Raw genomic sequence first — 11,461 nt, forward strand, 5'->3', positions numbered from 1 at the left:
TGCTCTGTCAGGCAGGGTACGGATGGTGGCTATGATGGCCCGTCGCTGGGCTTCCTGCACGGTTCGGGAGAAGTCTTGCCAATCGTCCCGGATGGCATCATCGTCGTGTCTGTGGCCTTTGCCTGACCGCAGATACTCTGCGAGCGCCTGTCGGACGATTCCGGATTGATCGGTCCGCTGGGATTGGGCCGCGTCATTCAGCTCCTGCTCGAGCTGCTCATCGAGAGCTATCTCAAAGAGTGCCATTGCATCATGCTCCTCAGCTGCAATGTGCAGGATTATTGCGCTTTTCGGTTTCAGCGCAATGCGTCGTGTTGTTTGGTCCACGCACCTTGGCGATCAGGTCGATTGTGCATTCGCCCAGAACGCTTGACAGTTTGTGTTCTTATAATGTTCTACCGCAGGCATGAGCAGCAAACGTCTCGATACCCTGGCCGATCTGGTTCGCCATGGCCTCAACGCGCAGGTAGAATGTCTCGGCTGCCGCCGCGTCGTGATCGTTCCGGCAGCCAAGCTGCGAGACCGATGCTTTGCCAAATCCATCCCGATGAAGCTGGAGATAGTCGCGCGGCACTTGCGCTGCAGCTGCGGTCACCGGGGAACGAAGCTGGACGCCACCGGTGTCCAGCTGTCGCCCCCCTGAAAGGGCTCGGGCGACGCCTGCGCGCCGCCCTGCCGGTCAGAGGAACTCGACGTTCTCTGCGATGATCTCGCAGCCGTAGCGGTCGTTGCCTTCAGCGTCCTGCCAGCGCGAGTAGTGGATGCGGCCCGTCACGGCGAGCTGGTCACCCTTGGCCTTGTGCTGGCGCAGCGGGAGCCCGAGGCCGTTGAAGACCGTGATCTTGTGGAATTCGGCATCCTTGACCGGGTAGCCGGTTTCCGGATCCTTCTGGACCTTGCCGTCGCGGATGACCGGGCGTTCGGTCACGAGGATCAGTTCGGTGATGCGGGTGTCGCTGCGGTCGCGGGCAACGGGATCCTTGGCGAGACGGCCGACGAGGTTGACGATGTTCATTGCAAGAGCCTCCTTGATGCCGACGGCTCGTCCGCCGGTGCCCTTGTCGAGCCTCGGAGAGAGAGCTGGGACACCGCGCGCCACCGCGCGCGGGGAACCTCGGAAATCGAGGTGGTGCGGGCAGCCCGGCTTGCCGGGCAACACGGCTCGCATTTCTGCAGGTTGGCCCTAAGCTCGACCAGAGAGGCATGGGCACTGGACGGCGGACGTGCTGTTGACAGCGGAGGCCCCGCAAGAGCCTGAACATCAATCCCGATCGGCCCTGACATGGGTGATTCCAAGCCTCGCAGCATAGGCCACCCGGTTTCAGAGTTGGACGTGCGCGATACCGGCTTTCCGGCACCAAGGCCGAAGGTCACCGCACTGGCATTGGCCGGTCCGCCGAACCCCGAACCGATGATCGTCACAGCCGTCAGCCATCTGCATCCAGCACGGTGCCAGAGAGACCATCATCGAGGGCAAAGCCCAGCAGTCTGGCCAGACGGCAGGCCTGGGCAACGGAGCCTTCGGGAACACCAAGCGCGCGGTCGACCTCGGCACTGCTCTCACCGGCCCTGGGCTTGCTGAGCTGATGGAGTTTCCCACTCTCGCGGGTGACCGCAAAGGGCCAGGTCATGGCGACACCCACAACCTGTTCGTCGGGAACAAGCAGGGTGTCACCGGCAGCGATGCTCTCGTCGGTCTGCACGGCGTCGTAGGCATTGCCCGTCGAGCCGAAAGCATGGATCCGCCAGACCGTGAAAGCGAAGCGCTCGCTGTCGGTCAGCATGGCAGGCTCCCTTCGGAAAAGGCGCGCTGCGCCGCCTCCGGGAAGGCCGCGTTGAGGTTGCGGTGGATCGGCCCGGAGGACTCCGGAAAGAATGCGCCGGTGCTGGTCGGGCGCGTGATCCGCAGCGCGCTTGCGACGGCATCCAAGACGAAACCCGCAAGCTGATCGCTGGCCGTCAGCTTGGCGAACTCAGGCGGCGCAAACCCGGCATGATGCCAGAAGGCGAAGCCGGTCTCGAGTGTCTCGAGATAGCTGGCATGGCTGCCATCGTCCTGTTCGTCGTCAACGCTCGCCTCGACCGTCCGGTAGGTTCCGAAATCATGGGCGTTGGCCTTGATCCGCAAACTGATGCCGGCAGGCGGCGAACCGGCAACCCCGATCAGCGCAGCCCTGTAGAGCATGGCTTCGGCGGTATTCACGATGGCGAAGTTCGGCGTGTGGCCGATTTGCGCGCAGTCCTCATTCGAAGGCGCGCCGCCAAGATCGAGTGTCCAGTTTGTTTTTGCCATTCAAGCCTCCTTTGCTTGAACGGCTTCTCCCCCTTCCCTTTTGCTGACCGTGTTGCCGCGGTAGTTCTGTGGAGCCCGATAGGTGCGGGCAAAAGAAAAGGCCCGCCCGCGGCAAATGCGCGGACGGGCCTTCCCGATGTGACCGGCGCGGGTCGCGGCACCGGTCACGGGGGGCTGGTCCCGGTCAGGCGTCAACGCTCGCGCGCGTCTTGCCCTTGGGTGCCGGCGCGGTGCTCTCGCCCAGACCGTCGCCGGTGGCAGCGGCGCTGTCAACGCTGCGGTCGCTGGCCGGTTCGTCGCCGGTGGCGGTGAGCGGCGGCAGGGCGCCTTCGCTCTCGCTGCCGAAGCCGTCGAGCGAAGCCTTGGGCTTCGACCGGCGCCAGGCGACGTTGTAGCTGCCATCGTTCTGCTGGAACATGGCAACCGGGATCGGCGCCGAGAGGCTGGGATCGTCGATCTGGCCCGACAGGAAGCACTCGCCGGTCTCGTTCGACGAGTATTCCCAGAGCGCGCCGATCTTGACCCAGCTGCGGCGGTCGGCCGAGAGCGCCATGAGGTCGAACTTGGGTGCCCGCTCGTTGGTGGAGTCGAACGCCCGCAGGGCGACGGTCGCGCTGAAGGTCAGGGTGGTGATGCGGCCGATGTGAACGCCTTCTGCGTTGGCCTTGAGGGTGCCGATGTTCATGTCACATTCTCCTGATGCTGTCCGAACCCCTTGTCCGGAGCACCTTCTCCCTTCCCCCCTCCCCCCCGGGCCCTTGGCCCGGCCCGTGCGCCAGCAACCGCCGGCGCGCGTAACTCTTGCCGGCCCATCCAAAGGGCCGAGGCGGTCCACGGACCCCTGCGGTGTGGTAGGCGATCACCTGCCAGTGCTCCCCTCACCACGCCTGTTTCGCTGACTTAGGATTCAGGCTCCGACCTGTCCTTGATCTGGCTAAGGCGCGCCATGAAGGCCTTGGCTTCGATCTGATTGGGTCCGTCGCGCGTGGCGAGGCATGCCATCCTGTCGATCTCGAGCTGTGCGGCAAGACTTGCCTCGATCTGGCAGTAGGGCTCCAGCACACGGATTGCGTCAACCGCGCGGGGCAGCTCGCCGAAGGCAGTGCCGGCCCACACGAGTTCGGTCTCCTCGCCGTCCTCGTCAGGGGCGCTCAGAACCTGCGCAAAATAAGTCTGCAACGGGCGGTCCCACCCGACATAAGCGCTTGCCGCCGCAATCCCGTCACGAAGTGGTACTTTGTGCCTGCTCATGCGCTCGTTACCTCCCCACCATTTACCTCGCTGATGCCCCGCCGCGCTGTAATACACCCGGCCTTGGCGTTAATCAGTAATCTGCTGGCCGCATCAGCGTGACGACCCTGCGCGTGACGGCAGGATTGGCCGGATCGTCTGACCCGAACGTCAGGTCGGTGTCGTAATAATCGACTTTCATCAGCACCTTGATGCCATCGACATCCATGCTTGCAAAGTCTCGCTTGGGTGAGTCCGGGGCGAAGGTGCAACGGCGCAGAGCGGCCATCAACCGAGCATGGACCATCATGCGGTCTTCCACCGTGTCGCCACCCAGTTCCGCAAGGAGACCAGAGGTCATGACGATGCGGGCCGTTCGGTCACGGCCCTGGCGCGCGGCATCATTGAGCAGCGCGATGCGCTCGGTCCGCTGCCGAGCGCAAGTGATGTCGGATGTGTTATGCATTGGAAGTCTCATCCCGATCAAAGAGACGAAGAGCAGGCAACCGGACGGCCTCGCGGAACTCAGCCGGCAGGCTGACAAGCGGACATCTGAACATCGATCGCAGTCCCCGGGGCTACGGTAATGGCAACCTGCCGATCCTTGGGAAGGACCCACAGGATGCCGGCGAGCGTGTCGCGGATGCGCGCCGCGATGGCCTCGTCCTCGCCGAGCAGCACCCGGGCCGCGAGTTCGCGCGCATCGCGCAAGAAGTGCTCGTGCTGGGTGTCCCAGGAATCGGCCTCGCTGTCGTCGCTCGCGCAGAAACAGACGTTCTCGATGAGATCGACCAGCGTTTCAGGGGGCAGGTCCGGCCCCGGTACGTAAGCGATGCGGATCTGGTCGACGCCGCTGTACCAGCCATCTTCGTTTACGACGAAGGCGACATCTGCCGGGATCCGTTCCTCGCGCTGGGTTTCGGTGGCGCGGTGGAAGACGCAGAACCTCAGTTCGATCGTCTCGGCACGCACATGGTCCTGGAGCGGAGGGAAGCTGCCGTTCTCGGCGATGACGTGGCCCTGCTCCCCGGCTGCAACATAGAAGCGCACGTTGCCGAGCTGATGCAGCGCGTCATACCAGCCATAGCCTGCGTAAGGAGGATGGTTCTGGGCGAGGTGCAGGCGCAGGGGATGCGTGCGTAGCGCGCGCTCCAGCCCCTGACCGATATCGGGCTCGAGATCCGCAACAAGGATCGTGTCCGGTCCTGTAGCGACCTCCTCATAATCGACATTGACGTTGTCGCTTTCCGCGATGGCAGCATGCCAGCGGGGCAGGCAGGGGTCGGCATCCGGCAGAGCGACCCCCAGATCGCGCGCTTCTTTCCAGCTGTCGAAGGAAAGCCGGTGCTGGCCTTTGTGCGCCAGCGCGGCATAGATCGTGCGCCTGCAGGCTGTCTGAAGCGCCGCAAATGCGGCGTTCTCGACGAACTCCTTGCGGGCCGGGAGGACAAGGGCAAGGCCCGGGGTGGAGCCGATATCGAGCCGGGCATGGTAGGTCTTGCCGCCAAGGCTCTCCGAGACGCTGGCAAGCTTGCGGGTAAGCACCATGCCATGGAAATTCGTCGTGGGGTCCTGGTGGTATTCGCGCCCCTCGAACACGCCGATCTGGCTGCCGTTCCACTGGGCGATGTAAATCGCCTTGGCGAGAAAGTCCTCGCGCGGCACTTGCCCGCCATTGAAGAACACCGGCAGCGGGTAGAACTTCGCGACCTCGCGCAGAATTCGCTCGGCCGTCTGCTCGCTCACGCCGGGCATCAGAAAGGTGATGGTCGTCCCAACCGGGCGAGCAAGGGGCCGCACGGCAATGTCCTGCGCGCCGGTCCAGCCATCCGCCGGAATGTGGACCGACCATCCGGTGTCGGCATCGGTATGACGCGAGCTGATCCGGGTGTCCTTGCCCGCCAGGCTGAAGACACCCATGCCTGCCGGGTCTTCGGCCTCATGGATGTGCTGGCTCCAGCCCGAATCCCCCAGCGCGATCATGGTCTGGGGATCGGCAACGCCGGATCCATCATCGACAAGGGTCAGTCGCGCTCCGTCCTGATCCGCGCAGCAGGCGATGTCGATCCGGGAAGCGCCCGCGCGGCGACTGTTCTGGAGGAGTTCGCCCAGAATATCGCCGATGGTACCGTTGAAGAGGCGCGTGACTTTCGTGATCGTCTTCGCGCTGACGCTGGGCCGGATAACTGTCGGGTTCATGGCAAGGGGTCCTTCATCGCACTGGTTCGCCCTTCCCCTCCCCCTTCCCTTCAAATCGGTGGATTGATGCCTGGCCAGAGCCGGGCGTCCTTCGGCCTGCTCTTCAGCCCACTCGTTTGGGCCGCAGGGCCTCAGGCATCGGGATCACTTCGTGCACCGTATCGCGCAGCGCCGTGACCTCGCCGCGCGCGGCGTAAAGGTCCTTGGCGATGAGCGCGCAGACTTCGGCTTCGCCATAGGTTGGCCGGCCAAGATGATCGACGCGTTCGACTTGCCGGGCAATCACGCCGACTTTGCCTTCCGGCACCCATTCCGCCCAATCGCCCCAGGCGCTGGTGACGCAGAATTCGCCGATCGCGGCGATGTAGGCCTTGCGCGTCCGCAGGATCTCAGAAGCATTTTCCATTACGGCCTCGCCGGTAAAGGCGCTGAAGCGATCCGGGTGCCAGCATCGGGCAGTATCGCGGGAAAGCTGCAGGAAGCCTGCGGAACAGGAACCCTGCCCTTCAAGCTCGCTGGTGAAGGCCAGGACCGGGAGCGCCCAGTCGCAGTCTTCCTCGTAGGACCCGCCCTCGATCGTTAGCGCCGGCGGCATGGCGGCCTGCCTCTGTTCGGACAGAATGATGCCGCCGTGGCTGGCGGTCATAACGGACCATATGCCGGGGGCCAGTTGATCGGCCTGCTGGACGGCGCCCCAGATGGAAGTGGAGGGACGCGGTGATGGGGAAAAACATGGCATGAGCGAACTCTCCTGTTGCAGGTTCGCTCAGTCCCTCCCCCTTTTCTTCAGCTCAGGATCCCAAGAGCGGTCCGGGCGACGGTTTCGGGCGTGATGTCTCCAAGAGCGAGGGCCGCTACCGGCCCAAGCTGCGAAAGACGATTCCGCTCGATCGCCCTGAGGGCGAGATAATCCTCGTCGGCCGACTGGAGGATTTGCAGCGCGAAGCGGCACTCCTGCCCGGTGTTGTCGTCGAGGAGGGCAATCAGGAAATCCGGCCTTACGGAGATGTCCGCAAAGGGCAGATCGAACAGGATTTTCTTCACCGCCATCCTGATGTCCCGGCGCCGCAGGATATACTGCGCGTCTTGCAGCGCCCGCAGAATTTCACGGTCATGGTCTCGCTCGGTCGGCACGAACTGGTTGCCGCTGAAGACAGGCTGAGCATAGGCCCGCAGCGCGACATAGCCCTCCTTCCTGCTATGCTCGCCAACGACGGCGAGCACCAGAAACGGCGGTTCGACTTCAGCGCGGATGATCCCCGTGTGCTGAATGCGGTTTCGGACCGGGATCGTGCCGAGACCGGTGACGATCTCAGTGGAGGTGACCGCGTTGGCCTCGAGCAGAAGAAAGGCCTGGGGCGCGAATTCATGAGGCCATGTTTCGGCCGCGGCGCGCAGTCGGGCGTGAACCCGCCGCTTCTCGTAATCGATCGCGTTGGTGTAGAGATGGGCCGAGAGCGGAACCCCGGGCGCAATCTCAAGACCTTGCGCTGCTTGGCGCAGGAAGCGCATCTCCCGGCTGATCGAGCCCTCCCGTGGCCCTGCTGTCGGAAGCTCGCGCAGCACGTTGGAGCCCGCCCGCTCAAGCAGCAGCCACAGCAGTTTACCCAGGCGCGGGATTGCAACCCCGCGCGATCGGTCGTCTGGTTCGCTGTGGTCGGGTTTTTGGGCAAGCTTCTCCGGCGCCTTCTGGTGCGCGTTGAACAGGCCATCTGGAACATCGAGCGCGTAAAGCGAATCCCTCGCTGTCTCGCGGATGCGCGGCGGCGCCTGAGGCAGGAAAAACGGACACCCCAGCGCGTGCATCGGCCTCGATGTCAGTCGCCGCAGGTAATAGGTTTCCTGAAAGCTGAGATAGGCCGGGCTCAGCAGCGGCGGCGCGGCGACCTCGCCCAGACAATCGCAGGCGAGCCATTTGTGATTCTCGCGCGCTGTCACGACGAGGGAGACGCAGGCCCGGTGATCGGCCTCGTTGCCATGGCCCGTGTACCAGCGGACCAAGGCTGCCCGGAGACCGTCGCCAATGGCGACGCGCCCGGTGCTACCTGTGGTGTCCTTGGCCACCAGCCACATGGTCCGACCCTCTTGACCGCCCCTTTTGTTCACTCTATGTTCGTCACATAGAGGAATTCTGTCTTATGAACAAGGTATTCGATCTCGGCCAGTTCGACCTCGATCTGACGCTCCGCGATGCATCGCTTGACCCTCTGGTGTCGCCTACGCGGCGCTCGCTCGCCAACGCGTCCATCGGCGTCGAAGCATTCGATGCCTATTATTCGGCGCGCGAACTCTACGAAGCGCTACAGGGGGTGTTCCAGGGCACGCCCGGTTCCAAGAACAAGCTGACGCAGGTGCTGTCGTGCCAGTGCGACGATTATCAGCGCTGCCTCTACTACACGCTGGCAGGGCGCGGCATCGTCCAGATGCTGGATGATCTTGAATGGCTGCTCGATATCCTGCGCCCTCGCTGCCAGATGTCGGGGCAGCTCCTGCGTTCAGGCGAGCGGCCTGCACCGCAGATCAATCCTTATGTCGCGAGTGAGCCCGACGGGCCGGTTCCGGCATGTTCGGCCGACTTCGTCGAGGGACCCTCGTGGTATCTCGATCCGTCGCTTGGCGGCCGGATCGAAGACTAGGCAGGCATCGGCCTGCCGGCCTTACCGCCAGAAATCAGGGAATGCGCAGCCCAAGCCGATCGTCGTCATCAACGAGCGTGATGCGCCCTTCCCAATTCCACAGGACGAGGTTGAGAGCGTCGGCGGGAGCGCCGCGGGCATAGCTCGGCACGACAATGCCGACATAGCCTTGTGCAATCGCGGCCTCGGCCAGGTCCTGCGTCGGCACGGGCTTTCCAGATAGCATCCTATCTCGCCACGACGGGTCACCGAGTTCCGCTGGCGCCATGCCGAAAGGCTGCAGCGCGGCTGTGTCGCGGCCATCCAGCAAGGGCCCGATGTCGGCCTGATAGGCAACCAGGGTTGTCGGCTGCAACGTGCCGACCTGATTGGCCTCGCGAAGCGCCGTCTCGGGCGCGAGCGAAGTATAGAGCGCAGGGCGCCCCATGCGGTTGAATCGTCCACCAAACCGGGCAGCCCCCTCCCCCGAGAGCGGCTCGCGGGACCAGACCGGATTGTGGGCGCGATAGAGCAGCCCGGTGAAGTGCATGCGCCTAGGCGTGAATGCCGGCGTCGACGGCGTCGATATAGGTCAGCACGTCATCGGCCCGGTTGCTCTGTACGAGCTGCATGGCGGTCTGGCCCGAGAAGCCCGGCAGCGGCTCAGAGCGGTACCAGGCATAGGCCAGCAACGCGGACCCGAAGCGCGGTTCGACCTTGTTGAGCACTTCGACCATCTGGCGAAGACGGCGCTGGGTGCGATCCGACGCGATCCGGTCCTTGCGCTGGATCGCGTCCTTGCCGAGGCCCAGCGAGCGTGCGAGTTCGTCGCTGGTCGTGCGCAGCGCGTCGACGATCTTGCGCGGAGCAAACGCACCGTTGTCAGCGTAGTTCTGAATCGCCATTGCAGAGCTCCATAAATTCTGACGTTATATAGCGTCATTCCTTGCGGCATTCAAGCCGCCGGATGGATGGCACCGATATGGGTCATAAGACGACAACTTGCAGCTCGATTGCACCGGGAGGGTTCTCCCCCGTTGGCATCACACAGAAGGGCTGGAGCGCGTTGCTGGTTCTGACCACAGCATGGCTCTTGCCCGTCTTCGCGCTCATCCGGATGGCGACGCGCTCGGCATTGGCCCGCCCGCAAAGGATGCGGCGGCGCGGATCGAGGCTGGCAGAAATCATGGAAAAGGCCCTCGCTACTGGGCTGCCGGGAAGAAGGTCTTGATCTTTCGGGCCGGACGGATGACCTCGAAGCGCCGCTCCATCAGCCGGGAGATGCGGTAGGCCCCGACGCCGTCGGGCGTCCGCAGCTCGATCTTGTTGCCGCGCTTGCTGACCCGGAATTCGCGGTGTTCGCTGCCGTCGGTAAAACGCAGCGGTTCGGGAAGCCGCAGCATGTCGCCGTCAGCGACCTTGCGCTCCTTGAGACGCAGCATGGCGTAACACCGGTTCCGCCAGTCCAGGGCATAGGGGTGTGAGGATGAGGTGAGCAGTTCCAGGATGCTTCGCGGGCAATTCGCCTCGACGGGGCCGGATTGTTCATCCATGTCCTTGTACCCGAAGATCAGGCCATCGGCTGCGTTCGGGTTCCAGCGGACCAGGCAGATAACCGCCGTCACGTAGAGCCTCTTGCGGTCTTCGCCGTAGCGCTCGACGGCTGCATAGTAGGTGCTGCCGGTGAAAACGCTCTTGAGGACCCGGCACCCCCGGAACGGAGCATCTTCGCTGGCCTCGTGTTCGTAGGTCAGTTGATCGTCGAGATAGGCTTTGGGCGTTTCATGCCCTCCCATCCCTGTGCGGTGCATGTAGAGCCAGCCCATGTGCGTGTCCTTCAGATGAGCCCCGGCTGCGCCGGAGGTGCGATTTGCAGTTCGCGGGCGATCCGCGCCGTGAGTGCCGGAATGTCGGCAAGAGCGGTGATCGGAGCCTTGCGCATGACCGCGCCCGGGGGCTTCCAGAAGGGGTTGCGCCAGGCAAGACCCGGTTCGCCGAACCGCTCCGGGCTGATGCGGATGTAGACGCCCTCTGCTTCGAGCACATGCTCACCGGCGAGGGCCTCCTGCGAGGTGTAGTAACTGATGCGGTAAGCGGAATGATCGAGCCCGATCCCGGCGGCGATCTGGCGGAGGGCGCGCGTACCTTCGCGCCGGTAGTGGCGCAGTTCTTCGGGACGATAGTCGATCCCGCGCTTGACCAGCGCGATGATCGCCGGTCGATGCTTAAGCTCGCCGAGACGCTCGATGCATTGCGCGCGCAAGATCTGATCTTCGGCCTCACAGGTTGTCGGCCTTCCGTCGGCAATGCGCTGAAGGTGGCGGGTGAGGAGCAGAACCGCGGGACAGGTGGCGACCTGCCGGCCTGCGAGGCGCACATCATCAACGGCCTCGTTCAATGCCCGCAGCGCGGTTTCGAAGGTCGTCAGCCCATCGGGCTCGAGCGCGCGGCGGTAACGATAATCGATGTCGCAGGACATAGGGCTTCCTTTCCATTGCAAGTGCAATGGCCCTCTCCCCCTCCCCTCAATGCAGGCGGCGAAGATGTCCGCCCGAGTTGTTCAGCGACAATGGTTCATAGATCATCGGCCGCACGAGTGTCCCGGGTGCGATCTGTTCTAGGATCCTCGCGATCGCGGAGACCGCAGCGCCAGCCTCGGTTGTCTCGATGACCAGCGCGCCGCCCTTCCCCGGGGCGGGCACAAGTGACCAACCGGGTTCTCCTTTGCCAAGGAGGCTCTCCAGGACAGCGTGACGGTTCCGCCCGGGGAACAACGCTCCAACATGGTCGCCGAGTGCAGCGCCAATGTCCGCGGCATTTCCGCGCGAAAGGTTACTGGCATAGCGGCTGAGCTGCGCGAGCCGCACTGCGTCTTCTGCTGTTGGCTCAAGCGTAAGCCGGAACTGGCGCCTCTTCATGGGCTTCCTCCGCAGGTTCGCTCTCATAGCCCGAATAGGCTGCAAGCAGGTTGAAGGCCTGATCGGCCTTGGCGGCAGCCGTGATGATCGCGGTCTTGTCGGACTTCAAAATGTCGAGCCAATGGGCGATGTAGCTGGCGTGGCTTTCATGGAGGTCTGCAGGCAGGCCAAGCTCATAGCAGATCCGGGCGCTTACCTGCTCCGCG

19 protein-coding genes are annotated in these 11,461 nt (G+C 63.9%); 1 reads left to right on the forward strand and 18 read right to left on the reverse strand.

Translation table 11 applies throughout. The features are described 5' to 3' along the window. The 11 genes from NSE01_RS21600 to NSE01_RS20810 form a co-directional block, all read right to left on the reverse strand. The coding region (locus NSE01_RS21600; RefSeq protein WP_218033313.1) for a hypothetical protein at positions 1 to 246 on the reverse strand (246 nt) is incomplete at its 3' end. Between the two features lie 139 nt (positions 247 to 385). Then, positions 386 to 595, reverse strand: coding sequence for a hypothetical protein (locus tag NSE01_RS20765; protein WP_147161478.1), 210 nt, complete (start codon positions 593 to 595; stop codon positions 386 to 388). A gap of 84 nt (positions 596 to 679) precedes the next feature. Then, positions 680 to 1,015, reverse strand: a complete 336-nt coding sequence (locus NSE01_RS20770; RefSeq protein ID WP_039330710.1) for a single-stranded DNA-binding protein — start codon at positions 1,013 to 1,015, stop codon at positions 680 to 682. A gap of 412 nt (positions 1,016 to 1,427) precedes the next feature. Continuing rightward, entirely contained in the window at positions 1,428 to 1,784 is a 357-nt protein-coding gene (locus NSE01_RS20775) for a hypothetical protein (RefSeq protein WP_147161479.1), read from the reverse strand. After that, positions 1,778 to 2,293, reverse strand: coding sequence for a hypothetical protein (locus tag NSE01_RS20780; RefSeq protein WP_147161480.1), 516 nt, complete (start codon positions 2,291 to 2,293; stop codon positions 1,778 to 1,780). The genes NSE01_RS20775 and NSE01_RS20780 overlap by 7 nt, the downstream gene beginning before the upstream one ends. A 184-nt stretch (positions 2,294 to 2,477) precedes the next feature. Continuing rightward, entirely contained in the window at positions 2,478 to 2,978 is a 501-nt protein-coding gene (locus tag NSE01_RS20785; protein ID WP_147161481.1) for a DUF736 domain-containing protein, read from the reverse strand. Between the two features lie 215 nt (positions 2,979 to 3,193). After that, positions 3,194 to 3,544, reverse strand: coding sequence for a hypothetical protein (locus NSE01_RS20790; RefSeq protein ID WP_147161482.1), 351 nt, complete (start codon positions 3,542 to 3,544; stop codon positions 3,194 to 3,196). A 73-nt stretch (positions 3,545 to 3,617) separates the two neighbouring features. Next, positions 3,618 to 3,989, reverse strand: coding sequence for a DUF3768 domain-containing protein (locus NSE01_RS20795; RefSeq protein ID WP_147161483.1), 372 nt, complete (start codon positions 3,987 to 3,989; stop codon positions 3,618 to 3,620). A gap of 59 nt (positions 3,990 to 4,048) precedes the next feature. Beyond that, on the reverse strand, positions 4,049 to 5,722 hold the full coding sequence (locus NSE01_RS20800; RefSeq protein ID WP_147161484.1) for an ATP-binding protein: 1,674 nt from the start codon (positions 5,720 to 5,722) through the stop codon (positions 4,049 to 4,051). Positions 5,723 to 5,825: 103 nt separating this feature from the next. Further along, on the reverse strand, positions 5,826 to 6,461 hold the full coding sequence (locus NSE01_RS20805; RefSeq protein ID WP_371863234.1) for a DUF7007 domain-containing protein: 636 nt from the start codon (positions 6,459 to 6,461) through the stop codon (positions 5,826 to 5,828). Positions 6,462 to 6,508: 47 nt separating this feature from the next. Next, entirely contained in the window at positions 6,509 to 7,795 is a 1,287-nt protein-coding gene (locus tag NSE01_RS20810) for a DUF8535 domain-containing protein (RefSeq protein ID WP_147161486.1), read from the reverse strand. A gap of 65 nt (positions 7,796 to 7,860) precedes the next feature. Here NSE01_RS20810 and NSE01_RS20815 point away from each other — a divergent pair, with 65 nt between their 5' ends. Further along, complete coding sequence (locus NSE01_RS20815) at positions 7,861 to 8,358, forward strand: hypothetical protein (protein WP_147161487.1); 498 nt, start codon at positions 7,861 to 7,863, stop codon at positions 8,356 to 8,358. Positions 8,359 to 8,392: 34 nt separating this feature from the next. Here the strand turns inward: NSE01_RS20815 and NSE01_RS20820 are convergent, their stop codons facing one another. The 7 genes from NSE01_RS20820 to NSE01_RS20845 form a co-directional block, all read right to left on the reverse strand. Beyond that, positions 8,393 to 8,887, reverse strand: a complete 495-nt coding sequence (locus NSE01_RS20820; RefSeq protein ID WP_147161488.1) for an RES family NAD+ phosphorylase — start codon at positions 8,885 to 8,887, stop codon at positions 8,393 to 8,395. 4 nt (positions 8,888 to 8,891) lie between these two features. Beyond that, the gene (locus NSE01_RS20825; RefSeq protein ID WP_133722890.1) at positions 8,892 to 9,242 is read right to left on the reverse strand and encodes an antitoxin Xre/MbcA/ParS toxin-binding domain-containing protein; all 351 of its coding nucleotides are present in this window, start codon (positions 9,240 to 9,242) and stop codon (positions 8,892 to 8,894) included. Between the two features lie 82 nt (positions 9,243 to 9,324). Beyond that, on the reverse strand, positions 9,325 to 9,525 hold the full coding sequence (locus tag NSE01_RS20830; protein ID WP_147161489.1) for a hypothetical protein: 201 nt from the start codon (positions 9,523 to 9,525) through the stop codon (positions 9,325 to 9,327). Positions 9,526 to 9,539: 14 nt separating this feature from the next. Continuing rightward, positions 9,540 to 10,163 carry a DUF6927 domain-containing protein gene (locus NSE01_RS20835; RefSeq protein ID WP_147161490.1) on the reverse strand — a complete coding sequence of 208 codons (624 nt, stop codon included), beginning with the start codon at positions 10,161 to 10,163 and terminating at the stop codon, positions 9,540 to 9,542. A gap of 11 nt (positions 10,164 to 10,174) precedes the next feature. Further along, entirely contained in the window at positions 10,175 to 10,816 is a 642-nt protein-coding gene (locus tag NSE01_RS20840; protein ID WP_147161491.1) for a hypothetical protein, read from the reverse strand. Positions 10,817 to 10,862: 46 nt separating this feature from the next. Next, the gene (locus NSE01_RS21400) at positions 10,863 to 11,255 is read right to left on the reverse strand and encodes a hypothetical protein (protein ID WP_170233924.1); all 393 of its coding nucleotides are present in this window, start codon (positions 11,253 to 11,255) and stop codon (positions 10,863 to 10,865) included. Further along, on the reverse strand, positions 11,224 to 11,461 hold a 238-nt coding region (locus NSE01_RS20845), incomplete at its 5' end, for a zincin-like metallopeptidase domain-containing protein (RefSeq protein ID WP_246135315.1). The genes NSE01_RS20845 and NSE01_RS21400, both read right to left, overlap by 32 nt.

Origin of the sequence: Novosphingobium sediminis (assembly GCF_007991615.1) — a bacterium.
GTDB lineage: Bacteria > Pseudomonadota > Alphaproteobacteria > Sphingomonadales > Sphingomonadaceae > Novosphingobium > Novosphingobium sediminis.